This is a genomic window from Phreatobacter sp. GW821-FHT04C01 (assembly GCF_059420385.1).
The window spans coordinates 355,045-380,286 of record NZ_JBWKTP010000005.1; the positions used below are offsets into that span (position 1 = coordinate 355,045).

Genomic DNA, 25,242 nt, shown 5'->3' on the forward strand with positions numbered 1-25,242 from the left:
GTGCGATCGCCTCTCGCCACGCGAAAAAGCGCTGCCGAATCAACCCTCTCCCAAGGGGAGAGGGTGGCAGCGTCAGCTGCCGGGTGAGGGGTCGTCCCTCTCCGGATGGGCTCCCCTCTTCACGAGTATCGGCATCAGTTCGGAGCGCTCACGCCCCTCACCCGGCGCCTGACGGCGCCACCCTCTCCCTTTGGGAGAGGGTTTTTTCGCGCCCCGCATGGCCGGGCCCTCGGCTAGCGCGCGGAGGCCTCTGCCCTGGTCAGCCGGGCCCGCGACAGGCGCGACAATCCGCCAGGCGGGCCATGGGGCGCGATCCGTGTCGCGCTCGGCGGCACGAAGGCGCAATAGGTCATGAAGCGGTTCTCGCCGTTGAGCCGCCGGCCGCACCAATGGCCGCCGCCGGTTTCGCCGGTGTCGCCCTCGATCGAGCGCTGCTCGACCTGGGAATCGGGGATGGTGACCCAGACCCCTTCGATGAACATTTGCACGCCTGACGAGGTCTGCCGATAAGGCACCGGCCGGCAGTCGGTGCCGTTGCAACAGCTGCGCCCGGCGCTGTTCTTCAGGTCCATGTAGATATCATGGGCCGGCAGCGACCCGACGGTGAGGATCAGAAACCCGAAGGCCAGCGCGACGGGCGGGATGAGCCAGCCTGGCGCGAACGCGGCGTCGATGGCCGAAGACCGGCGCCGGGCATCACGGCCGGGACGAAGCTTCGCAGTGGCGACGAGCGGATGGGGGTCGACGAAGTGCACGGCATCCCTCCCTGTCAGGCTCAAGGCCCGCCAGCCGGGAACGCCGTCCCCCCCGATCTCAGCGTCCGGGCTTCGCCGGGCCGCCTGTCCAGAGTACCCGCAGGATACCCGCTTTCAAATCCGGCGAGACGCTGATGCGGCAGGGCGAGCTGCCCGACCTTCCCGATCGTCTCCGCGCGATGCGGGATGCACACCCGGTTCGGCGCGATCGGATCGCTGCCCCCTGGTCCTCTCTCCCATCCTGCCGTAACAATCCGGTCGGCCTGCCATCGCAGGGCGCGGTTCCCGCGGCGGGGCGAGATTCCGGCCCGCTCAGAGACAGGCGCCCCCCGCACCACCGCCGCCGTCCCTCCCCCGGAGATCAGCCGTGACCAGCATTTTCGATGGCGAGTCCGTGAAGTTCGCGATCCCGCCCGGGTTTCGCGTCGGCCATTACGAGATCCTGAGCCGAATCGGCAGCGGCTGGACCGCGGAATCCTATCTCTGCCGGGAATTGCCGACCGGCATTCGGCGGGTGTTCAAGATCTATGACCGGTTCGACGAGCGGCAGGCGATCCTCAACCTCCGGCTGGTCGCCCATTATGCCGACGTGCTGGAGCGGCTCGGCGATATCGCCATCCTGCCGCGCTACCACCATATGGGCCACCTGTTCCTGTGGAACGAGGACGGCGTCGGCCATTATTACCTGATCCAGGAATTCATCGAGAGCGGCACGGCCGGGCTGGACGACTGCACGACGGACGCGGTCCGCGCCTTCCTCGCTAAGGTGAAACGCGTGCACGCGCGCGGCCTGGCGCTGGGCGACCTCGAGCGCGACAACCTGGTGGTCACGCCTTCAGGCGAAATCCGCATGGTCGACTGCGACTATGGCCGGCCTGGCAAGCCCAACACCAATATCGCGGGCGACGTCTGGGCCTTGCGCCGGCTGTTCAAGGCCTTCGGCTTCAAGGCCTTGTGGCAGGAGCCTGGCTGACCGCGGGGCCGGTGGCCGGGCGGTTCTTCACGACCTTGTAGAGCTGGAAGCGTGGACCGCTGAACACCAGTTCCAGCTGCTCGGGCAAGGGATTGTCAGCATCGGCGTCGGAGAAAATGACGTAGATATAGTCATATTGCTCCCACCAGAGCTGCCAGTAATGCGGGTCCTCACCCTCGATCGGTTCCAGCGCGGCGCGCAACTGGTCGATCGACGGCGGCGTGCCGTCGTCATTGTCGACACGATCGCGCCAGGCCGAACGGACATGCATGATCTGCTTGCCGGCCACCGTGAAGGCGGTGGTGACCAGCGCCGAACGCTCGATGATGGCGAGACAGGCGGCATGCAGGAGGCCGTAGTCACGCACGTCGTCGCCGGCCGTGCGATCGGCATAGGCGACCAGCACCTTGGAGCCGCGCGCCACCTGCTGCATCGACTGCTTGACCGCCAGCGGCCCGCGCGACAACTGCGCCCAGGCGAGCTGGACCTCGGCGGTGCGCACCACGAGCAGTCCCAGCAACACGACGACAAAGCCGCGGCGGACGAATTTGTGGCGCAGGTCGATATTGACACAGGCGATCAGCATGAAGGCGACGGCGACCGGCAGCCGCTGGTCGGCGAGATAGGAGCCGAACATGACACGCGGCATGGCCATGTAGACGATGCCCGCCACCACCAGCATCGTCCAGGTCAGCGGATGGAAGCGCAGCACCTTGTGACGCAGCGCCCAGACCGCCGCGACCACGACGACGGCGGTCAGCGCGAAGGCAACCGCGTCGGAATAGATCTCGATGACGTAGACGAGGCCGTCGATCTTGCCACGCGGCTCCCAGGAATTCTCGGTCGCCAGGCCCCAGGTCGGGCTGGCGCGCAGCAGCGCCAGGACGGGAAGGAAAGCGATGCCCGTGGCACAGAAGTCGAGAAGCTTCGGTCCGATCGGCTGGCCCCACTTGTCGCGCAGGCGCTGCAGTTCGATGGCGAGCAGGCCGAGGCCGAAGACCCCGACGGAATAGAGATGGCAGAAGAACAGCGCGCAGGCGAACAGCGCGGCGACGGCCAGGCGCAGCGTGACGTTGCGCTCGCGCAGCGCCACCCAGGCGGCCATGCCCCAGAGCGCCAGGCCGATGCCGAAGACATAGTTCAGCACGCCGACCAGTAGGACGTAGTTGTAGAGCAACGGAAAGCCGACCAGCGGCAGTGCCGACCAATGGCCGAACAAGGCGCGGTTCAGCGCCATCGTGCCGGAAATGATCAGCAGGAAGGTCAGGATCGAGAACAGCTGGCCGGCCAGATAGACGTCCATGAACCGGGTCAGCGTCGGCACGACCAGATCCATCATCAGGTTCGGCACGATCTGCCATTTGATCTCGTAGAACTGCGCCAGATAGGAATCGGCGCCCCGGTCGGCGATGACATGCATGCGCGCCAGATGGTTCACATAGTCCGACATCGGCGGCAGCGAATGCAGCAGGATCGGCGCCGAGACGATGACCGCCATCGCGACGAACAGCAGCGCGATCTGCGCGCGGCTCAAATCGACATAGGTGCGGGGAGGACGGGTCTGGGCGCTGGGCTGGTTCATGGCGGCCAGATCGGTATTGCAGTTACGCCGGCCGCGCCAGCGCTAGAACCTGTCGATTTGCTGACAATTGACGGTTTTAGTGGGGGCGTGACCGTTTTGACGCAATTTACCCGGTGGGGAACGGACTTCCGTGGCGGTGAGGCGGCAACGCGCCCTTACCGCCCCGCCAGATCCTTGCCCGCGAGATAGCCGAAGGTCATGGCCGGCCCCAGGGTGATGCCCGGGCCGGGATAAGTGCCACCCATCACCGAGTTCATGTCGTTGCCGCAGGCATAGAGCCCGGGGACGACCTGGCCTTGGGCATCGAGGGCGCGGGCGTGGCCGTCGGTAACGATACCGCCGGCCGTGCCGATATCGCCGGGATAGACCTTCACGGCATAAAAAGGCGCAGTGTCGAGCGGGCCGAGGCAAGGATTGCCCTGCTTCGTCTCCCCGTCGCCGAGATAGCGGTTATAGGCATTGCCGCCCTTGCCGAATTCCGGATCGTTGCCGGCAGCCGCGTAGCGGTTGAACCGCGCCACGCTATCGGCGAGCGCATCCGCCGGCAGGTTCAGCTGCGCCGCGAGGCCGGCGATAGTCGGCGCCTCGAAGAGATAGCCCGCCTCGACGAGATGGTGGAACGGCCGGCCTCCGGGCAGCACCAGGCCGAGCCCCCATCGCTTCAGGAAGGCCGCGTCGCAGACCAGGAAAGCCGGAATGGTCGGCACCGTCTTGTGACCCTCGACCATGGCGAGGCCGAACGCGTGATAGGAGGTCGATTCATTGACGAAACGCCGCCCCTCGCCGTTCACCGCCATCAGCCCCGGCTTGGCCCGGTCCCAGACGAGATGCGGATATTTGACCACCGTGCCGTCGGGCCTTTCCAGGATCGAGATTGGGGTCATGAAGATATTGCTGGAATTGTCCCGGCGCAGTGCCGCGCCCGCGGCTTCGCCGAGCCTGAGGCCATCGCCGCTATTGCCCTCCGGCGCCATCGACCAAAGCCCGATCGGGTCAGGCAGAAAGGCCTTGCGGCGCTCCGGGTCGTTGGGAAAGCCGCCGGTCGCCAGGACAACGCCGCGGCGCGTGCGGATGGCGAGTTCCCGGCCCTCATGCGTGACGACGATACCGGCCACCTTGCCCTGGTCGAAAAGAATGCGGCGGGCCGGCGTCTCGGTCAGCACGGGAATGTTGCGGTCGATGACGCTCTTGAACAGCCGGCCGGCCAGCGCATTGCCCAGCACCAGGCGCGTGCCGCGCCGGTAGCGCAGGCGGTCGCCGGCATAACGCAGCACCATTTTCATGCCGTGGCGCCAGGAGGCGAAGGACGAGGTCACCTTCAGGAGATGCTGCACGTCGGTCATGGTGACCATCATGCCGCCGAGCACGACGAATTCCTTCAAGGGGTCGCGCAGGCGGGCGAATTCCTTGCCCAGCGTCCGGCCGTCGAAGGCGAGCGGGTCCATGGAGCGGCCACCGAGCGAGGCCCCCGGCGTGTCCGGGTAATAGTCCGGAGAATAGGCGCGCGCGGCGAGCCTCACCTCCGTGTTGGCCTCGAAGAAGCGCAGCATGTCCGGGCCGGCGCGCAGGAACGCGCGTTTCATGGCGTCGCTCGCCCAATTGCCGACGATCTGGTCGAGATAGAGCTTGGCCTGATCAGGCGTATCGGCATGGCCGAGGCCGGCGGCCTGGTCATTGCCGGGGATCCAGACGGCGCCGCCGGACACCGCGGTGGAGCCACCGACAAAAGGCGTCTTCTCGACGATCAGGACCTCAAGGCCTTCGATCGCAGCGGTCAGCGCTGCGCTCATGCCGCCGGCGCCGGCACCGACGCAGACGACATCGACCTCGCGGTCAAAGGACTGTCCGCTCGCCGCGCTCACAGCGCGGCACCCCGGCGGGAATAATTGGTGACGCTCCAGCCGCCATCGACCGCCAGAACATGGCCGCTGACATAGGAGGCATCCTCGGAGACCAGGAAATAGACGGCATTGGCGACATCTTCGGGCTTGCCGAGGCGCGGGAACGGAATCGGATCGATGTTCAGCGCCTGGAAACGCTCATCGGTGTCGATGCGCTGGCGTGTCAGCGCAGTCTCGATGACGCCGGGCGCCACCGCGTTGACGCGAATGCCCTTCGGCCCGTAATCGGCGGCCATCTGATGGGTCAGGCCGACCACGGCAGCTTTCGTCGCGGCATAAGGCGCCACACCCGGATGACCGAACAGGCCGAAAACCGAGGCTATATTGACGATGGCGCCGCGGCCGGCTTCCAGATGCGGCAGCGCCTCGCGCGAGAACCGAAAGAGCTGGCGCAGATTGACGTCGACATAACGGTCCCACTCAGCGTCACTGGTCAGATGCGCCGCCTTGGCAGCACCAATGCCGGCATTGTTGACCAGCCAGTCGAGCCGGCCGAAGCGGGAAACCGCGCGAGCCACGGCGGTCGCGGGGGCGTCTTTGGCCGTCACGTCGGTGGTGAAGGTGTCGATCGCGTCGGGATGGCCGGCAAGGGCGGCCGTTTCGGCGAGCCCCTCGGGGTTGAGATCGACCGCCAGCACCCGGGCGCCGGCGCGGATGAAACGCAAGGTGGTGGCCCGGCCGATGCCGGACCCCGCCCCGGTGACGAGCGCGACGAAGGGAGGGGTCATCGGTGGGTCCTCAGTTGGTTAGAGGCGAGTGGCGAATAGCGAGTGGCGAATGGGGCATGATGCGACGAGCGATGCGACTTGCGGCCGAAGCGCCGCGCTCAACCAACCCCCTCCCAGAGGGAGAGGGTGGCAACGTCAGCTGCCGGGTGAGGGGTCGTCCATCTCCGGATAAGGCGGCATGCGGCGTGAGCGTTCGGGCCCGATCTCCGCGGCTACGCCCCTCACCCGGCGCCTGACGGCGCCACCCTCTCCCTCTGGGAGGGGGTTGGTTGAGGACGGCGCTTCGTTCCCATACCGCTGCGTTGTCGGCTGCATGCCCCATTCGCCCTCTCACACCGCCGAGCCGCCGAGCGACTTGCCGCCGTCGACGAACAGCACCTGGCCAGTGATGAAACCGGTCGCGGGCGATGCCAGGAAAGCCACCGCATTGGCGATGTCCTCGGGGCGGCCGGCCTTGCCGGTCGGCTGCAGGGCGAGCTGGGCCGCCATGCGCTCCGGCGTCAGCGCGCGCAGGATCGGCGTGTCGATCAGGCCCGGCGCCACCGCGTTGACGGCGATGCCACGCTCGACCACCTCCATGGCGAGCGCCCGGGTGAAGCTGACCACCGCGCCCTTGGAGGCGACATAGTCGATCTGGTTCCTGGCGCCGAGATAGGCGCGCGAGGCGATGTTGACGATCTTCGCGCCCTCGCCCATGCGCGCCACGGCGGCCTTGGCCAGGATGAAGGGCGCGATGACATTGACCTCGTAGGTCCGGCGAAAGTCGGCGACGCCGGTCTGCTCGAAGGGCTGGTCCTTGAAGATGCCGGCATTGTTGATCAGCGCCGCCAGGGGTGGCAGCGCGGCGATCAGCGCGGTCACCTTGGCCTCGTCGGTAATGTCGAGGATGCGGGCTTCGGCCGAAGCGCCCCGCCTCTGCACCTCCTGGACGACCTCTTCGGCGAGCGCCGCATTGAGATCGACCACCACGACATGAAAGCCGTCGGCGGCGAGCCGCTCGGTGATGGCGCGGCCAATGCCGCTGGCGCCGCCGGTGACGAGGGCAAAGGGCTTGGTCATCACAATCTCCGATCAGGCGCCGAGATAGGCACGGCGGATGGCGTCGTCATTGGCGAGCGTCGCCGAGGGCCCCTCGGCGACAATCTCGCCGTTTTCCAGGATGTAGGCATATTGCGAGACGGCCAGCGCCACCGCCGCATTCTGCTCGACAATCAGGAGAGTGAGCTTCTGCTCGTGGTGCAGGGTCACCACGATGTCGAAGATCTGCTTGACCAGGAGCGGCGCCAGGCCGAGCGAGGGCTCGTCGAGCAGGAGCAGGCTCGGCCGGGCCATCAAGGCACGGGCGATCAGCAGCATCTGCTGCTCGCCGCCGGACAGGGTGCCGGCCATTTGCCTGAAACGCTTGGCGAGGATCGGAAAATAGCCGGCCATCACCTCGATATCGGCCGCTATCCCCGCCCGGTCGCTCCTGAGCTGCGCACCGATCGCCAGGTTTTCGTGAACGCTCATGTCGCGGAACACCTCGCGGCCCTCGGGCACCTGCGAGATGCCGGCCGCGACGATCCGGTCGGAGCGGTCGCCCGTGATCGCGCGGCCCTTGAAGCGAACCGCGCCCGCGGTCGCCGGCACGATACCGGAGATGACGTTCAGCGTGGTGCTCTTGCCCGCGCCATTGGCGCCGAGCAGCGCCACGATGCCGCCTTCGGGCACTTTCAGGCTGATGCCGGACAAGGCTTCGATCCGGCCATAACCGGCCGAAACATGGTCGAGTTCGAGCAGGTCAGCCATGGCTTGCCGCCTCCGCTCCCAGATAGGCCTCGATGACCCGCGGATGGGTCTTCACTTCGGACGGCGTGCCCTCGGCGATCTTCTCCCCGAAATTCAACACCGTGATGCGATTGGAAATCGACATGACCAGCTGCATGACATGCTCGACCAGCAGGATGGTGATGCCGTGCCGCTGGTTGAGATCGGTCAGGATCTGGTCGAGCCGCTCGATCTCGCGGGAGCGCAGGCCCGCGGCCGGCTCGTCGAGCAGCATCAGCCTGGGCGAACCGGCCAGCGCGCGGGCGAGTTCCAGCAGCTTCTGGCGGCCGAAATCGAGGCTGTTCGCTTTGACGTCGCGAAACTCCTTGAGGCCGGTCTGCTCGAGGATCGCCTCGGCCCTGGCGCGGGTCGCCGGCGAGCGCGGCCTCAGGCGCTGCCAGAAGCCGGTCTCCTCATGGGCATAGGCGCCGAGCATGACGTTTTCGATCACGCTCAGCTCGTTGAACAGTTCGAGGTTCTGGAAGGTGCGGGCGACGCCGAGCCCGGCCATGGCATGGGGCGGCAAGGCGGTCACGTCCTGGCCGGCGACCACGATCCTGCCCGTCGCCGGCTGGTAGATGCGCGAGATGCAGTTGAACACGGTCGACTTGCCGGCGCCGTTCGGGCCGATCAGGGCGTGGATCGCGCCGGTCTCGACCTCCATGGAGAAGTCGTTGATGGCGACGATGCCGCCGAAGCGCATCAGCACGTTGGAAAGCGAGAGCATGCTGGCCATGGCGCTCACCGCCTGCCGACGAAGGAGAACATGCCGCGCGGGGCATACATCATGAAGAGGATGAGGATGCCGCCATAGATCATCTCCTGGTAGGACGGCACCTGGCGCAGCAGCTCCGACAGGAGGCCGAAGACCACCGCCCCGCCGATCGCGCCGATCAGCGATCCCATGCCGCCGACCACCACGGTGGTCAGGATGATGATGGTGGTCTGAAAGCCTAGGCTGTCCGGGTGGATGAAGGTGGAAAAGGTGGTGTAGAGGCCGCCGGCGAGCCCCGCCACGAAAGCCGAAAGCGTGAAGGCGGTGAGTTTCATGCGGGTCACGTTGATGCCGACGGAAGCCGCGGCGATCTCGCTTTCGCGCACCGCCCGCAGGGAGCGGCCAAGGGTCGAGACATGCAGCACGGTGACGAGCGCGACGATGACAAGCGTCACGACCAGCACCAGCGGGAAGGCCGCGCGATCGGTGAGGAACTGATAGCCGAACAGGGTCGCCGGCTTGATGTTGAGGCCGTTCGGGCCGCCGGTCACCGGCGTCCAGTTGAGGAACAGCCATTGCATCGCCTCGCCGAAGGCAAAGGTCGAGAGCGCCAGGTAGATGTCGCGCATGCGCAACGACAGGAAACCGATGAAGAAGCCGATCAGCCCGGCCACCAGCCCTCCGGCCAGGAGCGACAGCCAGAACGGCACGCCGAGGAGATTGGTGACGAGGCCGGCGGTGTAGATGCCGATGCCGTAAAAGGCGGCATGGGCCAGCGAGAACTGGCCGCATTCGCCGATGACGATATGCAGGCCGAGTGCCAGTACGATCGCCACCAGCACCAGATTGACGATGTAGATGACATAACCGGTCGCGAGCGAGGTGAGCCCGATGGCGCCGGCGATCAGCGCCACGAGGCCGAGCCCGACCAGGATTGCGGTGCGCGGGCTGATCAGGCCGGGCGCCTTGGGAGAGGAAGCCTCGGCCATCAGACCTTCCTCACCTTCAGGGCGCCGCCGAACAGACCCTGGGGCTTGAAGATCAGCACCAGCATGATGATGACGAAGGGCGCGACATTGATGGCGCGCGAGGAAATGAACAGCCCGACCATGTTTTCGGTGATGCCGATGATGAAGCCGCCGATGACCGCGCCCGGCAGGCTGGTGAAGCCGCCGACAATGGCCGCGGCGAAGGCCATAGTGACGACCGAGCCCATTTCGGCGGTCATCAGCAGTTTCGGCGCGATCAGGATGGCGGCGATGCCGGAAATCGCGCTGGCGAAGCACCAAACCATCATTTCGACCCGGCCGAGATTGATGCCGACAAGCTGGGCGGCGCGCCGGTTCATGCCGACCGCCCGCATCGCCCGGCCGGTCTTGGTGAAATTGAACACCCAGAAGAACAGCACCATGACCAGCACGGCCGTGCCGAGGATGGCGACGTCGAGATAGCTCACGGAGGCATCGCCAATGGTGATCGAGCCATCCGGCACGACGGACGGAAAGGTGCGCGGCGTGTCGCCGAAGCCGGTGGAGCGGACGATGCCCTTGACCAGATAGGACAGGCCGAGGGTGGCGATGACCAGGTTGATCGAGACGCCGCGGGCGCGCGCCACCTGGGCCAGCACGACACGCTGGAACAGGCCGGCGCCGACGCACATGACGGCCAGCGTGGCGATGACGGCGGCCCAGAACGGCAAAGCCACCATGGCGAGCATGAAAAAGGCCAGATAAGCCGCCGCCATGTAGAACTCGCCGCCGGCGAAATTGGCGACATCGGTGGTCCGGTAGATGATGACGATGGCGATGGCGAGGAGCGCATAGACCGAACCGGTCACGAGCCCGGACGCGACACCTTGCTGAATGAACAGAAGCGCGACGTCGAAGGACATTCAGGGTCTCTTGTGGTGGCCGGTGACGGGGTCGGGAGGTGGAAGGGGTCGGGACAAGAACGAGGAGGCACGGCGCGAACTGACCCTCTCCCAGAGGGAGAGGGTGGCGCCGTCAGGCGCCGGGTGAGGGGCCGTCCATTCCGGAGAAGGCGGTTTGCTCGACGCGCGTCGGGGCGAGTTCTGAGCGCTCACGCCCCTCACCCGGCAGCTGACGCTGCCACCCTCTCCCTTTGGGAGAGGGTCGATTCACCCCCGCCCCTGCCCCCTGCCCGCTCACTGCCCCTGATAGGTCCAGCGGCTGGCGAAGACGCCGGGGACGGCGGTCATGGTCTGGCCGTCGAAGCGGAAATAGATCGAGGCTTTCTGCCCTGCCCGGTCGGTGGGCGAGAAGCTGATCGGACCGGCCATGACGCCGGAGTCGAAGTTCAGCTGCTCGATCGCCGCGATCACCTTGGCGCGCGTCGGCTGGGGGCCTGCGGCCTGCAGCGCGCGGACGATGACCATGGCGGGCGGAATGCCATAGGGCATGTAGACCTGCGGATGGTCGGGCTTGGCGGCGAGCTCGGGATAGGTCTGCTTGTAGAGGTCATAGACCCAGGCGAGCTTTTCCGAGCCGGGCGCGGCGGCCAGCAGTTCCTGGATATAGACATTGCGGAAGGCCTCGCGGCTGCCGACATTCTCGACCAGCTGGCGCAGGTTGGCGATGGCGTTGACCGCGATCACGATCGGCTTGTTGAGGTTGAGCTCCTGCGCCTTTTTCAGGATCAGCTGGGCGGGCCGCGCATAGGTCGCGATGATGATGGCGTCGACATTGGCGGCGCGCAGCTTCAGCACCGGCGCCGTGACGTCGGCAATGTTGGGATTGATCGACTCAACGATCAACTCGGCACCGTTCTGGGCCGCCTGGAAACGCGCGGCCTCAAGGTTCCAGGCGCCATAGGCGTCGTCGTGATTGATGTAGCCGATGCGCTTGGCGGTCAGCTGGCGGGTGGCGAATTCGATGGTCGAGCCACCGACCGCGCGCTGCGAAATGGACAACGCACCGAAGATGTTCGGCTGCGGCGGATAAAGCGCACCATCGCCCGAGGCGTTCAGCATCACCCACGGCACGCCCGAGCGTACGACATAATCGCGCGCCGCGACCACCGGGGCCGAACAGGAGCCGCCGTTGAGCATGAAGACCTGGTCTTGCTCGACCAGCTTCTTCACCGCCGCGACCACGTCATTGGCGGTGCAGCGGTCGTCCTCGACCACCACCTCGATGCGGCGGCCATGGATGCCGCCCTCGCGGTTGATCTTGTCGAAATACATGCGCGCGGCATTCACCACGTCGAAGCCATAGGCCATGGACGGGCCGGACAGCGGCCCGAACATGCCGATCTTGATGGTGGTGGCGGTGAGGCCCGGCTCGGGAGCCTGGGCGTGCGCCTGAGACATGAAAGCGACGGCACCCAGCAGGGCCGCGCCGGCCAGTTTCGGCAGGCTTTTGAGACTTTTGATCATGCGTTCCTCCCAGAGAACGGTTTTCTTGTCCGAGAACGGCTTCTTGGTCATTGCATCCGGTAGCCGCCATTGACGTCGATGGTCGTGCCCGTGATGTAGGCGGAGGCGGGCGAGGCCAGGAACGCGACGGCAGCGGCGACATCGGCCGGCTGGCCGAGCCGGCCGAGCGGCACATTGCCCGTGGTCGCCGCGGTCGTTCCGGCGCCGCCGGCGGCGAGCTTCATCATGTCGGTGTCGATCAGCCCGGGGGCGATGACATTGGCGGTGATGCCGAAGGGGGCCGCCTCGCGCGCCACCGCCTTGGTCAGTCCGATGACCGCCGCCTTGGCGGCGATATAGGCGGCACTCGCATTGTAACCGCCGATCTGGGCGGCGACCGACGAAAAGGTGACAATGCGGCCGTGCTCGACCGGGGTTTCGCGGCGGCGCCTCAAATAGGCGCGCGCGCCGAGGAAAGGCCCGACCGTGTTGACCGCAAACGTGTCCTGCCAATTGTCGAGCGAAGTCTCGGTGACGAGCGGCCGGCGGCCGTCATGCAACAGCAGGCGGCCGGCATTGCAGATCAGCACGGCGACCGGGCCGAGCGCCTTCTCGGCGCGCTCGAACATGGCCTCGACCGAGGGTTCGCTGGCGACATCGACATGCAGGCCGAGATGGCCCTCGCCCGGCAGCGACGCCGCCGTGTCGCGGGCCGAGGCCTCGTCGATATCGGCGGCTGCGACAAGGTGGCCAGCGGCCGCCAGAACCCGGCAGATTTCCCGTCCGATGCCACGGCCACCGCCGGTCACCAATGCGACCCTTTTCATGCGCTTCCCCGGGAAATTCGTTTTTTGGTTGGCGCCAACATGTACACATGACTGGAGCCTGTCAACCAATTGCAGCGCTTTACATTGCGCTTTTCGCGTCTATGTATCCATAGCATGCGAACGCGCTCCCAAGACGTCACTGAAATCCTGCGCGACTGGATCCTCAACGGCGCGGTCGCCGGCGGCGAAAGGCTGGAAGAAATTCCGCTCGCCGAACGGCTCGGCGTGTCGCGCACGCCGGTGCGCGCGGCGCTGACCCTGCTCGCCAATGAGGGACTGCTGGATTACCAGCCGAAGCGCGGCTATCTCGTCCGCACTTTCGGCGCCGACGAGGTTTTCGCCGCCTATGAGGTGCGCGCGACGCTCGAAGGGCTCGCCTGCCGGCTGGCGGCGACATCAGGCATTCCGGCCGAAGCCGCGGCGACGCTCCGGGCCTGCGTCGAACAAGGCGACCGCTATCTCGCCAAGGGGTTTCTGGCGGAAGAGGACTTCCGGCCCTACCAGGCGATGAACGTCACCTTTCACGAGACGATCCTGAAACTCTCAGGCAATGTCTGGGCCGAGCGCTTCGTCAACCAGACCCACGGCATCCCCTTCGTTTCCGACCGGATCATCCTGTGGCATGACTACGGGGTGATCCTCAGATCCCACAACGATCACCACCGCATCGCCGAGGCGCTGGTGGCCCGCCAATCCGCGCGTGCGGAAGACCTGATGCGCGAACACGTCTATTTCGCCGGGCTGTTCCTCAAGGAAAACTTCCATAGGATCGGCCGCGGCGCCGATCGTGGCGCCGACAGGATCTGAACGGAGATCTCGCTTAGACCCTGCACACCCGTTAGCCGTCCTTCGAGGCTCGCTGCGCTCGCACCTCAGGATGAGGGGTGGTGAGAATTGCAGCAGCGTTGCTGGCGAAGCGCAATTCTCAGTGCGCATCTCGCACAGCGAGAACTGCAACGCTCTGCAGCCCTCATCCTGAGGTGCGAGCGCAGCGAGCCTCGAAGGACGGCTGACCCGAATGCAAGCCAGCCCTTTTTGCCCCCTGAGGAAACGCGTCCATGAAGATCTATTTCTCGCCCGCCTCGCCCTTCGTGCGGAAGTGCATGGTGATCGCCCACGAGCTCGGCCTCACCGAGCGCATCGAAAAGCTCGCCAGCGCGGCGGGACCGGTGGTTCGCGATGCCAATATCCGCGCCGACAATCCGCTCGGCCAGGTGCCGACCTTCTTCACCGACGACGGCGAAGCGCTCTATGACAGCCGGGTGATCTGCGAATATCTCGACGCCGAGGGCGGCGGCACCATGTTCGGCTCGGGCAAGCAGCGCTGGACGCTTCTGACCGAACAGGCCATGGGCGACGGCCTGCTCGGCGCGGCGCTGCTGATCCGCTACGAGCGGGTGGCCCGGCCGAAGGAGCTCTACTGGGCCGATTGGGAAAAGGGCCAGATGGGCAAGATCACCGACGCCCTCGACCGCCTGGAAAAGCTCGCGCCGGAACTCGGCCGGCGGGTCGATATCGGCACCATCACCTTCGGCTGCGGGCTCGGTTATCTCGACTTCCGCTTCCCCGACTATGACTGGCGCGCGGACCATCCCAAGACCGCTGCCTGGTACGCCGCATTCAGCACGCGTCCGTCGATGCAGGCGACGCAGCCGACCGCGTAATCACCGGCCGCGACCGCGATACCAGCCGCCACGGCCAGACCGTGGCGGCGCAAGCCCGTGCCAGCCGCGCTATCTCGCCGCGCCGGCACGCCGTGCCGCCGCGTCGCAAACCGCATTGGCCACCCGGTCGAGCCGGAAGCGGCGGTCGTCGGCGCCGGCCTCGAGCTCCCGCTCGCCGCCGTCACAGCCGTTCATGCTGATCCGGCCGTGAGGTTGCTCGAGGTTGAGCAGCACCGTCTGCGGCGTGGCATTGCCGGCGATCGAAAAACCGCCGCCGTCACATTCGACCGAACAGACGATGGCGCCGCCGGCCGCGCATTCGCCGGCGGCACTCCAGAGATCGCGGTCGCCACGCACGGTGACGAAAACCTGGAATTCGGCCGGTGAGGCCCGTCCACGCTTCAGCGACAGCGTCATCGCGGTGACCCGCTGCTGCGGATGCTCGGCGAGATGACCGGCCTGATAGGAGCGGGCGTAACAGAGCCGGCCCGAGGTGCCGGCGCTCAGCAGGTCGCGCAGCGGATCCGCGCGCCGTTCGGGCTGCGCCGCGGCCGAGGTGACGGCGACCGCCAGCGCGCCGAAGACCAGGCCTGCACGCATCGTCAAGACGGCATGACCGCGACGGCGGCCCTTGTCGTTCATGCCAGGATTCATTCACCGCACCTCGTCCATCAGGCCGCCGGAAAATCCGCGCGCCGACACTGTCACTTGGCGGATGGGTCGGCGCAAGCGCCGGAAAGGTTCAGGTCCGATGGCGGCCTGCGCAACCGCAACCAGATTGCGGTCGCCAGCGCGAGGCAGAGCAGGCCCGAAGCCATCGCAAAAGGGGCAAAGGGATTCAAGCGGTAGACTGCGGTCGCAATGAGCGGTCCAGCCATGGTTCCGGCGCCCAGCGCGGCGTTAAGGAGCCCGGCCGCCCGCCCCTGCGAATGCCCGCCGGTCGCCAGCATGACGGCGGCGGCATTGCTCGGCAGGACCAGGCCGATACCCGCTCCCAGCACGGCCAGCGGGGCGCATTGCAGGACAAGCGAGAGCGTGCCCCAGGGGGGCGGCGCGAGCCCGGCCAGCGCGAAGCCGGCGCTGCCGGCCACGGCCGCACCGACGCCGAGCCAGAGCAGCGAGACCGGCCTCCAGCCCTCGCCGCGCCAGATGACGAAACTCTGGGCCGCCACCGTCGCGATCGCCAAGCCGGTCAAGGCCAAGCCGGCATGACGCGTCGCCGCGCCGGCGGTCAAAGCATATTGATCCTGCAACCGGAAGGCGGTGAGCTGCTGCAACATGATGGTGGCCATCGCCGCGGCGGCACCGATCAGCAAATAGGGCCAGAGCCGCATGAAGGCCTGGGCAAAACCATCCGCCGCCAGCTGCCCGGCCGATGCGGCAGCGCCGTCATGGGCGGCCGGGGCGGCCGGCTTCACCTCGCGCAGATGCAGGAGGACCGCGATCAGGCTCACGAACGAAAGCCCGGCTATGCCGATGAACGGCGCGGTCGTGCCGAAGGGCGTCAGCGCCCAGGCCACCGACGGCCCGACGATCGATCCAAGTCCGAAGGCCGCGCCGAGGAGCGCCGCCCCCGTGCTGCGGCGGGCGACGGGCACGGCATCGGCCATATAGGCGAAAGCCGCGGGAAACATGCCGCCCCAGCTGATATTCAGCAGAATGCGCGAGCCGAGCAGCAGGCCGTAGACGGTCGCGGCGGCGAGCCCGCCGGCAAGCCCGGCCCAAAGCGCCAGCGCGAAGATCAGGTTTGTGGCGATGGCCGCGACGAGGCCGATGACGACAAAGGGGACGCGACCGCGACGCTCGCTAAGGCTGCCGAGAAACGGCGCGAAAGCAACGAAGCAGAAGGCTGCGATCGAGGCGATCGACCCGATCTGGATATCCGAGAGGCCGATGTCGCGCGCCAGTGGCGGCAACACCGCGAAGATCGAAGATTGACTGACGGCCGACACTGCAATGGCTGCCAGCAGGACAGCGTGGGACCGTATCATCATGCCATTTCCGTCGAAGGCATCACCGCCTCATGCCTTACTCATAGTTGCTACATCAAATAATACGCAATCACTTTTCGTGACGAAAACCTCGGCTGCCGGGGCGGTGCCCCCCGGCATGATGGCCTCCACGGGACCGGCGAGCCCGCTATCGACGATCGTCTCGCCGGGCTGGTCCGCCAGCCTGGCGGGCAGATCGAGACGCCTTGCTCCAGCTCCCGTAGATGCCGCCAGCAAAAACCGATCGGCACAGGACGGCCACATCCGCTGAGCGCGACCAGGATGCTTGCATCCGCCTTTCACCAGTCGCAAACTGGTCTGGCGACCGGGCCCCGATCGCTTGACCGACCAGACCAATGCCGACATCCACGACACGAGCGAAATGGGCGGAATTTCTCGATCTCGAGATCGATCCGCGGAGCGATCGGCCGCTGTTCCAGCAGATCTATCTGATGCTGCGCGCGGCGATCGTTTCGAATGCCTTGTCGCCCGGCAGCCGCCTGCCCTCGACCCGGCAGCTCGCCGACCGGCTCGACGTCTCGCGCACCTCGGTGCTGACGGCTTATGAGCAGTTGATCGCCGAGGGCTATGTCGCCGGCCAGGCCGGCTCGGGAACCTATGTCTCTCATGACGTGCCGCAGGCCATCGTCGCCTCGCAACCACCGGCGACGACGCTGCGCAAGTCCGACCGGAGAAAGCTCTCGCAGGCCGGCGAACGCTATGCGGAGGTGTCGCCCCATCTCACCGTCACCGAACACATGGCGTTCGGCACCGGCTGCTGCTCGATCGACGCAGTGACGGTCGAGGCCTGGCGACGGATCGGCGCCCAGGAAATGCGCCGGTTCAATCCGGTCAATCTCGGTTATGCCGATCCGGCAGGCGAATACGATTTGCGCAACGAGGTCGCGCAATATTTGCGGGCGGCGCGCGCCGTGCAATGCGATCCAGAGCAGATCATCATTCTGTCCGGCGCCCAGCAGGCGATCGACCTGTCGCTCCGCCTGCTGATCGATCCAGGCGCCGCGGTCTGGGTCGAGGACCCCGGCTATTATGCGACCCGCGCCGCTCTGGTCGCGGCGGGAGCAAAGCTCGTCCCCGTGCCGGTCGACGGCGACGGCCTGATGGTCCATGAAGGCATCGCCAGGGCCCCTCGCGCCTGCGCCGTCTATGTCACGCCCTCGCATCAGTTCCCGACCGGCTCGGTCATGTCCATGGCCCGCCGGCTCGACCTGATCGCCTGGGCGGCCAAGAGCGGGGCCTGGATCATCGAGGACGATTACGACAGCGAATTCCGCTATGTCGGCCGGCCGCTCGCCTCGCTTCAGGGGCTCGATCGCGACGGCTGCGTCATCTATGTCGGCACGCTGAGCAAGATCCTGTTCCCCGGCATCCGCCTCGGCTTTGCCGTCTTGCCGGAAAGTCTCATCCCGGCTTTCAAGGCGGCCCGCTATCTGGCCGACCGGCAGCCGCCGACCCCGCATCAGACGATCGTCGCCGAATTCATGCGCCAGGGCTTCCTGACCAGCCACATCAGGCGCATGCGCCAGCGCTACCGCGAGGCGCGCGACGTGGTGGTGGAATCGATCACCAAGGAGCTCGGCGACCTCGTCGAGATCGAGGTGCCGGAATGCGGCATCCAGCTGGTGCTGCATTTCCACGAAGCCATTTCGGACATCGCCGTCACCGCCGAAGCGCGCCGCGCCGGCGTGGTGGTCAAACCGGTCAGTCCGCTCTACCTCGAGGCCGAGGCCCGCAGCGGCCTGGTCCTCGGCTATTCCGGCTTCGACATGCACCAGCTCCGCGCCGCATCGGCCAATCTTGCGCGGGCGACGCTGGCGGTGGCGCGACGCAAAGCGTCGTGACCGGCGCCTGACGCCGTTCCGAATGGGGGAATGACAGTGCGTTCGTGGTATCTCGACATGCCCGACGAGATGAAGTCGATCGCCATGCTGGCGATCGCGATCCTCTGCGTCCTGGTCTTGTGGGCGACGCGCAAGCGGTGATGCCGGCAGTCAGGAAAAGCGCTGTTGAATCAACCCTCTCCCAAAGGGAGGGGGGCGCCGTCAGGCGCCGGGTGAGGGGTCGTCCATCTCCGGATGAAACGGCATGCGCGACGAGCACTCCTGTCAATTCTCGGTACTTGCGCCCCTCACCCGGGTCCTCCGGCCCCCCCTCTCCCTTTGGGAGAGGGTCGCTTCGGTCCCCCCTTCGCTGCGCCCATGCCTCCCCTCCGAATATCCGGCCTCGCCCCAAGTGGTTCGCCGCCGCGCCGGGAAGTGGTCGTTGCGCGTCCCCCCTCCCCGCCCAAAACTTCGACCATGGCAAAGCTCCGCCCCTGCCACGGCAAAGGCGGTCCAACGTCCCGAGGGCTCTCCGATGGAAACGGTTCGTGTCGTCTGCGCCCATGACTGCCCGGACATGTGCTCGCTGATCGCCCATGTAGAGGGCAACAGGGTGATCCGCGTGCAGGGCGATCCGGATCAGCCCTATACCGCCGGATTTGCTTGCGCCAAGGTCAATCGCGATGCTGAACTTGTCCACTCGCCGGACCGCCTGACCACGCCGCTCCGCCGCACCGGCCCCAAGGGCTCGGGCCAGTTCGAACCGATCAGCTGGGATGCCGCGCTCGGCGAGATCACCAGCCGCTGGAAGACGATCATCGCCGAATCGGGGCCGGAAGCGCTGCTCGGCTACGCCTATAGCGCGCACCAGGGCCAGATGAACCGGCACATCGTCAACGGCCTGTTCCATGCGCTCGGCGCAAGCCGCCTGCAGGCGGGCACGGTCTGCGACACCTGCTGCGAAACAGCCTGGGACCTGACGCTCGGCCCGGTCGGCAGCGCCGACCCGGAGACGGTCGTCGATTCCGACCTCGTCATCGCCTGGGGCTGCGACCTCATGGCGGTCAATGTGCATTTCTGGGCCAAGGTCGAGGCCATCCGCAAGAAGGGCGTCAAGGTCGTGGTCATCGACCCCCGGCGCAGCCGCACCGCGGCCAGCGCCGACTGGCATCTGCCGATCCGCATTGGCACCGATGCGGCGCTGGTGCTGGGCATCGTCCATATCCTGGTGCGCGACGGATTGTGCGACCGCGACTATCTGCAGCGCCATACGCTCGGCTTCGACCGATGGGAGCATGAGGTGGTGCCGCGCTTCACGCCGGAGCACACCGCCGCCATTACCGGCCTCGCCGTCGCGGATATCGAAAAGCTCGCCGCCATGTACGGTGCCGCCAGGCGTTCGTTCATCCGCATCGGCGAAGGCATGACCCGGCTCGCACGCGGCGGCCAGGCGCTGCGCGCGGTCGCCAGCCTGCCGGCGGTCACCGGCGCTTATGGCCGCAAGGGTGGCGGCGCGCTCCTGATGACCGCTGCCTCGATGGACTTCAAGTTCGGCTTCGTGAAAAAGCCCTCGGGCCCGGCGACCGCGCGCCAGATCAATCACCTGAAGCTCGGCGAGGATCTCCTCAACCTCGACGACCCGCCGCTGCGGGCGATCCTGATCGCCGCCAACAATCCGGCGGTCACCTGCCCGGAAGCCAACAAGGTGCGCGCCGGCCTGTCGCGCGAGGACCTGTTCGTGGTGGTGCACGACCCGTTCATGACCGACACGGCGCTCTATGCCGACATCGTGCTGCCGGCCACCACCTATCTGGAAACCCAGGACTTCTACCGCGCCTATGGCGCCTATTACATGCAATATGCACCGGCGGCCATCGCGCCGCAGGGCGAGGCCTGGTCGAATTTCCGCCTTGCCCAGGCACTGGCCCAGCGCATGGGCCTGACCGATCCGGTGTTCCGGATGAGCGAGCGGGAGATCCTGCCGGAATTCTTCCGCGGCGCGACCGGCGCGGTCGCCGCCGTCGACCCGGACGAGGTGGTCGGCGGCGGGCCGATCAAGGTCGCGCCGTCAGGCGGGCAGGAATTCCGCACCCCGTCGGGCAAGCTCGAGATCTATTCGGCGGCGCTCGCCGAACAGGGCCTGCCGCCCCTGCCCGACTGGCAGCCCGATGCCGAGGAGGAGCGCGATGCCGCGCGCTGGCCGCTGAGGCTGCTCACCGCACCGTCCTATTTCCAGCCGCACACCGCCTATTCCGGCGTCGCGTTCCTGCGCAACCGCGAGGGCGAGCCGTTCTGCGTGCTCAATCCGGGCGATGCCGCCAGGCGCAATCTCGCCGAAGGCCAGAAGGTCCGGCTGCACAATGACCGGGCTTCCGTCGGCCTGATCCTGCGCGTCGGCGAAGAAATCGCCGAGGGTGTCATCCTGGTGCCCGGCCAGCGGCCTGGCTCGGAGGCGGTCGACGGCACGATCAACATGCTCTGTTCCGACCGGCTGACCGATATCGGCGAAGGCGCCTGCTACCAGAGCACCTTCCTCGACATCGAAGCCTGGGATCCGCCGACCGCGCGCGCCTGAGGCGGACACGTGCGGCCGCCGCTCAAGCCGCGTTCTCCTTGTCGATCAGCGCGCGCTTGCGCTCGACGCCCCAGCGATAGCCTGACAGCGCGCCGTCATTCCTGACGACGCGGTGGCAGGGGATCGCCACCGCGATGGTGTTGGCGGCGCAGGCCTGGGCCACCGCCCGCACCGATTTCGGCGCGCCGATCCGCCTGGCGATATCGGAATAGCTCACCGTCTCGCCGGCCGGAATATCGCGCAAGGCCTGCCAGACGCGCTGCTGGAACGCCGTGCCGCGCACGTCGAGCGGCAGGTCGAGACCCAGCGCCGGCGCCTCGACGAAGCCGACCACCTTGGCGACCAGGCTTTCGAACGCGGCATCGCCGCCGATCAGGCTGGCCTGCGGAAAGCGATCCTGAAGGTCGCGCGCGAGGGTGTCCGGATTGTCGCCGAGCAGGATGGCGCAGACGCCGCGCTCACTGCGCGCCACCAGGATAGCACCGAGCGAGCACTCGCCAATGGCGAAATGGATCTCGGTATTGGTGCCGCCGGCGCGATAGTCGGTGGGTTTCATGCCGAGCACCTCATTCGATGTCTCGTAGAAGCGGCCGTTCGAATTGAAGCCGGCGCCATAGATCGCCGAGGTCACGCTGGTGCCGGGCCTGGCCAGCTCGGAACGCACCCGTTCGGCCCGCCAGGCGCTGGCATAGGCCCTGGGCGTCACACCGGTGATCGATTTGAACAGGCGATGGAAATGAAACGGGCTCATGCCCGCCTTGCGGGCGAGCACCTCCAGTTGCGGCGCCTCTTCCGCCGCCTCGATGAAGCGACAGATCTCGGCGATGACGGCGGCATGCTGCTCGGCAAGGCCCGCCCCGTCGGGATTGCAGCGCAGGCAAGGCCGAAAGCCCGCCCCGGCAGCGGCCTCGCAGGTCGGATGGAAAACGACATTGGCGGGCTTGGCGTGGCGCGACGCACAGGACGGCCGGCAGTAGATGCCGGTTGTCTTGACGGCATAGACGAAGCTGCCGTCGAAGGCGCGGTCGCGCGCCAGCACGGCCTGCCAGCGCGGGTCGGCGGCGGTCGGTACGGCGGCCGCCTCCCGCGCCTCGGCAACCGGTTCCGCCGCCTTGGCGGGCTCCAATGTCGTTGCACTGAACATGGCGTCGATCCTCTGTTTCCGGTGGCTCATTGTCGTCCTGTCACCGATCTAGCGATCCGCCGCGCGCACCACACTCCGGGGCTTGCTTTCAAATTCGAAATGCCGGACGCGCCTCCTATGTCGGCGTCCATGCGCCCAGATGCCACCCGTTTCCTGCGCGGGTGCATGCCTCGTCCCGGCGGCCCATCGCGATCAACATGCCGTGACACGGATTGCACCGGAACCCGCCGTGACAAAGCTAAGGAATGTCGAGGGACATGCCCCTCCGGCCGGGTTCCAGGACGCCTTCCATGGATCGCGCGGTCAAGCTGGTCTCGATCGGCACGGCAGTGCCGGAACATGTGCTGCTGCAGCGTGACGTGGCCGCGGCCGCGCGTGAAGTGTTCGGCCCGCGCTATCCCGGCTTCGGCGGCATGGCGGGCGTCTTCGCCAGCGCCGGCATTCGCAAGCGCCATGCGGTCAAGCCGCTCGACTGGTTTTTCGAACCGCGCGGCTGGCCGGAACGCACGGAGGCCTTCCTGGAGGGGGCGGGACGGCTGTTCATCGACGCGGCGAGCCAGGCCATCGAGGCCGCCGGCATCGGCGCCCGCGACATCGACTGCATCGTGACGATATCCTCGACCGGCATCTCGACCCCCAGCCTCGAGGCGCGCGCCGCCAAGGCCATGGGGTTTCGCGACGACGCACGGCGGGTGCCGGTGTTCGGGCTCGGCTGCGCAGGTGGCGTCACCGGCCTGTCGCTGGCGAGCGAACTCGCCAGGGCGCGGCCCGGAACCCATGTGCTCATGGTCGCCGTCGAGGTCTGCAGCCTCGCCTTCCGGCTGGATCATCTGACCAAGGCCAATATCGTCGCCACCGCGCTGTTCGGCGACGGGGCGGCGGCCTGCGTGCTGCGCGCCGGCCCGGACGGCATCGCCACGGTCGAAGCCTCGGGCGAACATTGCTGGTCGGATACGCTCGACATCATGGGCTGGAAACTCGACGGTCAGGGCTTCGGCGTCGTCTTCTCCCAGGCCATCCCTCCTTTCGTCGAAGCCAATATCGCCGGCGCGATCTCGGGCATCCTCGGCCGGGCCGGCCTCGACGGCCAGGCCGTCGACCGTTTCATCTGTCACCCCGGCGGCACGCGCGTCATTCAGTCGCTGGAACATGCGCTGGCGCTCGGCCAGGGCAGCCTCGACCATGAGCGCGAGGTGCTGAGCGAATATGGCAACATGTCCGCGCCATCGGTGCTGTTCGTGCTCGAGCGCGCACTCGAGGCGGGCCTGCCCCGGCGCGCCGCACTGACCGCGCTTGGGCCGGGCTTCACGGCGAGCTGCGCGGTGCTGAAGCGCGCGGCATGACGGCCGCCGTCGTCATTCTGGCACTCGTCACCGCCGAACGCGTGGCCGAGCTGCTGTTCGCGCGGCGCAACACCGCAAGGCTCATCCACCAGGGCGCCGCGGAGTTCGGTGCGGCGCATTATCCGCTCATCGTGGCGCTGCATGCGGCCTGGCTCGGCGGTCTGTGGCTCCTCGCCCGCGACCAGCCGGTGCAGCCCTATTGGCTCGGCCTTTTCGTCCTGCTGCAGGCCGGCCGCGGCTGGGTGCTCCTGACGCTCCGGGAGCGCTGGACCACGCGTATCGTCGTGGCTTCCGGGCGCCCGCTCATCCGCCGCGGTCCTTATCGTTTCATGGCCCATCCGAACTATGCGGTAGTGGCCGGCGAGATCGCGGTCCTGCCGCTCGCCTTCGGGCTGGTCTCCTACGCCGTCCTGTTCTCGATTCTGAATGCCGTGATCCTCGTCATCCGCATCAAGGCTGAGAATGTCGCGCTCAGACAGTCGGCTCGCTAGTCAGAGCCTGGACGAAAGACCATCGGCCCCGGCGAGGACCTGGATGGGTTTCGCCATGATGTGCCTCGGCATGTTCATGGCGATCCTCGATGTCCAGGTCGTCGCCACTTCGATCCCGACCATCCAGGCGGCGCTGGCGGTCGAACCCGACCGTGTCAGCTACGTCCAGACCGCTTATCTGATCGCCGAGGTCATCGCCATTCCGCTGACCGGCCTGCTCACCCGCGTGCTGACCATGCGCTGGCTGTTCGTCTCGACCCTCGCCCTGTTCACGCTCGCCTCGGTCGGCTGCGCGGCGAGCCCAGACTTTTCGGCTCTGATCGCCTGGCGCCTGTTGCAGGGCTTTTCCGGCGGAACGCTTATCCCTGCGGTGTTTTCCGCCGTATTCCTGCTGTTTCCGGACCGCCAGCAGGGGCTCGCCACCACGATCGGCGGGGTGCTGGCGGTGCTGGCGCCCACCGTCGGACCGATCGTCGGCGGCTGGATCACCGAAACCTGGTCCTGGCACTGGCTGTTCCTGATCAACGTCGCGCCCGGTCTCGTGGCCGTGCTGGCGGCGATCCGGCTGCTGCCGGTCGCCCCCCTCGCGTTCGATCAGGCGCGCCATCTCGATCTGGCCGCGCTGGCGCTGATGGCCACGGCCCTCGCCGCGCTGATCCTCGGCCTGAAAGAGGCGCCGCAGCGCGGCTGGCTGTCTGTGCCGGTCGCCGGCCTCATGGGGCTGTCGGCCGCGACCCTTGCCGGCTTTCTCATCCGGACCCTGAAAAGCCGGTCGCCGATCGTGAACGTGCGGACATCGGCCGATCCCGCCTTCGCGGTCGGCTGCATCCTGAGCTTCGTGCTCGGCATCGGACTGTTCGGATCGGTCTATATGATGCCGGTCTTCCTGGCGGTGGCCCATGGTTATGGCGCGTTCACCATCGGCACGATCATGCTGGTGACCGGCATCACCCAGCTCGCCACCGCGCCGCTCGCCGTGGTGCTGGAGCGGCGCATGGATGCCCGCCTCCTGTCGGCGCTCGGTTTCCTTGCCTTCGCCATTGGCCTTGGCGCCAGCGCCGTTCAAACGCCGGAAACCGACTATGCCGGGATGTTCTGGCCGCAAGTCCTTCGCGGCGCGGCCATCATGTTCTGTCTGCTGCCGCCGACGCGCATGGCGCTGGGGCACCTCGCGCCCGAGGCCGTGCCGGATGCCAGCGGACTGTTCAACCTGATGCGCAATCTCGGCGGCGCGATCGGGCTGGCCTTGATCGACACGGTCATTTTCAGCCGTGCTCCGATCCATGCGGCGGACCTTGTCGAAAAGCTGCGGGCCGGCGATGCCGCGACCGCCCGAGCGCTCGGCCTGCCGCCCGACATCGTCGCCAGCGGCGGGATCGGCGCGCTCGGCGACGAGATGAAGATGATGCTGCAGCCGATGATCGAAAGGCTCGCCTTCGTCGATGCGATGAACGAGGCCTGGGGGCTTGCGGCGCTGATCACGCTCGCCGCGATCGCCAGCCTCGCCTTCACCCGGCCGCCGGCGCAATGAGG

At 67.1% G+C, this 25,242-nt stretch carries 22 protein-coding genes; 8 read left to right on the forward strand and 14 right to left on the reverse strand.

The genetic code is table 11. The features are described from left to right. Window positions 1-233: 233 nt before the first annotated feature. A complete protein-coding gene (locus AC07WJ_RS21025) occupies window positions 234-755 on the reverse strand; it encodes a hypothetical protein (protein ID WP_494936591.1) in 522 nt (173 codons plus the stop codon). A gap of 367 nt (window positions 756-1,122) precedes the next feature. Here AC07WJ_RS21025 and AC07WJ_RS21030 point away from each other — a divergent pair, with 367 nt between their 5' ends. After that, a complete protein-coding gene (locus tag AC07WJ_RS21030) occupies window positions 1,123-1,728 on the forward strand; it encodes a protein kinase family protein (protein WP_494936592.1) in 606 nt (201 codons plus the stop codon). Here AC07WJ_RS21030 and AC07WJ_RS21035 read toward each other — a convergent pair. From AC07WJ_RS21035 to AC07WJ_RS21080, 10 genes are all read right to left on the reverse strand, one after another. Next, window positions 1,700-3,310 (reverse strand): hypothetical protein, encoded by a 1,611-nt coding sequence (locus AC07WJ_RS21035; protein ID WP_494936593.1) that lies wholly within the window; start codon window positions 3,308-3,310, stop codon window positions 1,700-1,702. The genes AC07WJ_RS21030 and AC07WJ_RS21035 overlap by 29 nt on opposite strands. 155 nt (window positions 3,311-3,465) lie before the next feature. Next, window positions 3,466-5,172, reverse strand: a complete 1,707-nt coding sequence (locus tag AC07WJ_RS21040) for an FAD-dependent oxidoreductase (RefSeq protein ID WP_494936594.1) — start codon at window positions 5,170-5,172, stop codon at window positions 3,466-3,468. Continuing rightward, window positions 5,169-5,939 carry an SDR family NAD(P)-dependent oxidoreductase gene (locus tag AC07WJ_RS21045; protein WP_494936595.1) on the reverse strand — a complete coding sequence of 257 codons (771 nt, stop codon included), beginning with the start codon at window positions 5,937-5,939 and terminating at the stop codon, window positions 5,169-5,171. The genes AC07WJ_RS21040 and AC07WJ_RS21045 overlap by 4 nt, the downstream gene beginning before the upstream one ends. Window positions 5,940-6,269: 330 nt before the next feature. Next, complete coding sequence (locus AC07WJ_RS21050) at window positions 6,270-6,998, reverse strand: SDR family NAD(P)-dependent oxidoreductase (RefSeq protein WP_494936596.1); 729 nt, start codon at window positions 6,996-6,998, stop codon at window positions 6,270-6,272. 12 nt (window positions 6,999-7,010) lie between these two features. Next, complete coding sequence (locus tag AC07WJ_RS21055) at window positions 7,011-7,727, reverse strand: ABC transporter ATP-binding protein (protein WP_494936597.1); 717 nt, start codon at window positions 7,725-7,727, stop codon at window positions 7,011-7,013. Next, window positions 7,720-8,481 (reverse strand): ABC transporter ATP-binding protein, encoded by a 762-nt coding sequence (locus AC07WJ_RS21060; RefSeq protein WP_494936598.1) that lies wholly within the window; start codon window positions 8,479-8,481, stop codon window positions 7,720-7,722. The genes AC07WJ_RS21055 and AC07WJ_RS21060 overlap by 8 nt, the downstream gene beginning before the upstream one ends. 5 nt (window positions 8,482-8,486) lie before the next feature. Then, complete coding sequence (locus AC07WJ_RS21065) at window positions 8,487-9,449, reverse strand: branched-chain amino acid ABC transporter permease (RefSeq protein ID WP_494936599.1); 963 nt, start codon at window positions 9,447-9,449, stop codon at window positions 8,487-8,489. Further along, complete coding sequence (locus AC07WJ_RS21070) at window positions 9,449-10,351, reverse strand: branched-chain amino acid ABC transporter permease (RefSeq protein ID WP_494936600.1); 903 nt, start codon at window positions 10,349-10,351, stop codon at window positions 9,449-9,451. The genes AC07WJ_RS21065 and AC07WJ_RS21070 overlap by 1 nt, the downstream gene beginning before the upstream one ends. Before the next feature lie 273 nt (window positions 10,352-10,624). Next, window positions 10,625-11,854, reverse strand: coding sequence for an ABC transporter substrate-binding protein (locus AC07WJ_RS21075; protein ID WP_494936601.1), 1,230 nt, complete (start codon window positions 11,852-11,854; stop codon window positions 10,625-10,627). Window positions 11,855-11,901: 47 nt separating this feature from the next. Then, window positions 11,902-12,660, reverse strand: coding sequence for an SDR family NAD(P)-dependent oxidoreductase (locus AC07WJ_RS21080; RefSeq protein WP_494936602.1), 759 nt, complete (start codon window positions 12,658-12,660; stop codon window positions 11,902-11,904). Between the two features lie 114 nt (window positions 12,661-12,774). Between AC07WJ_RS21080 and AC07WJ_RS21085 the strand changes: the two genes are divergently transcribed. Then, on the forward strand, window positions 12,775-13,467 hold the full coding sequence (locus AC07WJ_RS21085) for a GntR family transcriptional regulator (RefSeq protein WP_494936603.1): 693 nt from the start codon (window positions 12,775-12,777) through the stop codon (window positions 13,465-13,467). A gap of 251 nt (window positions 13,468-13,718) precedes the next feature. Next, the gene (locus AC07WJ_RS21090; RefSeq protein ID WP_494936604.1) at window positions 13,719-14,324 is read left to right on the forward strand and encodes a glutathione S-transferase; all 606 of its coding nucleotides are present in this window, start codon (window positions 13,719-13,721) and stop codon (window positions 14,322-14,324) included. 69 nt (window positions 14,325-14,393) lie between these two features. Here AC07WJ_RS21090 and AC07WJ_RS21095 read toward each other — a convergent pair whose 3' ends face one another. Next, entirely contained in the window at window positions 14,394-14,930 is a 537-nt protein-coding gene (locus AC07WJ_RS21095) for a hypothetical protein (RefSeq protein ID WP_494936605.1), read from the reverse strand. Window positions 14,931-15,028: 98 nt separating this feature from the next. Then, window positions 15,029-16,318 carry an MFS transporter gene (locus AC07WJ_RS21100; RefSeq protein ID WP_494936606.1) on the reverse strand — a complete coding sequence of 430 codons (1,290 nt, stop codon included), beginning with the start codon at window positions 16,316-16,318 and terminating at the stop codon, window positions 15,029-15,031. A 353-nt stretch (window positions 16,319-16,671) separates the two neighbouring features. On the opposite strand from AC07WJ_RS21100, the gene pdxR reads away from it, so the two are divergent. Together pdxR and AC07WJ_RS21110 are read left to right on the forward strand one after the other, a co-directional pair. Continuing rightward, entirely contained in the window at window positions 16,672-18,177 is a 1,506-nt protein-coding gene (gene pdxR, locus AC07WJ_RS21105; protein WP_494936607.1) for a MocR-like pyridoxine biosynthesis transcription factor PdxR, read from the forward strand. 514 nt (window positions 18,178-18,691) lie between these two features. Then, on the forward strand, window positions 18,692-20,731 hold the full coding sequence (locus AC07WJ_RS21110) for a molybdopterin-containing oxidoreductase family protein (protein ID WP_494936608.1): 2,040 nt from the start codon (window positions 18,692-18,694) through the stop codon (window positions 20,729-20,731). A 22-nt stretch (window positions 20,732-20,753) separates the two neighbouring features. Here the strand turns inward: AC07WJ_RS21110 and ada are convergent, their stop codons facing one another. Next, window positions 20,754-21,875 carry a bifunctional DNA-binding transcriptional regulator/O6-methylguanine-DNA methyltransferase Ada gene (ada, locus tag AC07WJ_RS21115; protein WP_494936609.1) on the reverse strand — a complete coding sequence of 374 codons (1,122 nt, stop codon included), beginning with the start codon at window positions 21,873-21,875 and terminating at the stop codon, window positions 20,754-20,756. 290 nt (window positions 21,876-22,165) lie between these two features. On the opposite strand from ada, the gene AC07WJ_RS21120 reads away from it, so the two are divergent. The 3 genes from AC07WJ_RS21120 to AC07WJ_RS21130 are packed head-to-tail and all read left to right on the forward strand — an operon-like array spanning window position 22,166 to window position 25,240. Continuing rightward, window positions 22,166-23,218: a type III polyketide synthase gene (locus tag AC07WJ_RS21120; protein ID WP_494936610.1), complete on the forward strand. Its 1,053-nt coding sequence runs from the start codon at window positions 22,166-22,168 to the stop codon at window positions 23,216-23,218. Continuing rightward, window positions 23,215-23,709: an isoprenylcysteine carboxyl methyltransferase family protein gene (locus tag AC07WJ_RS21125; protein WP_494936611.1), complete on the forward strand. Its 495-nt coding sequence runs from the start codon at window positions 23,215-23,217 to the stop codon at window positions 23,707-23,709. The genes AC07WJ_RS21120 and AC07WJ_RS21125 overlap by 4 nt, the downstream gene beginning before the upstream one ends. After that, window positions 23,681-25,240, forward strand: a complete 1,560-nt coding sequence (locus AC07WJ_RS21130; RefSeq protein ID WP_494936612.1) for a DHA2 family efflux MFS transporter permease subunit — start codon at window positions 23,681-23,683, stop codon at window positions 25,238-25,240. Before AC07WJ_RS21125 ends, AC07WJ_RS21130 begins: the two co-directional genes overlap by 29 nt. The last annotated feature ends 2 nt before the right edge of the window (window positions 25,241-25,242 follow it).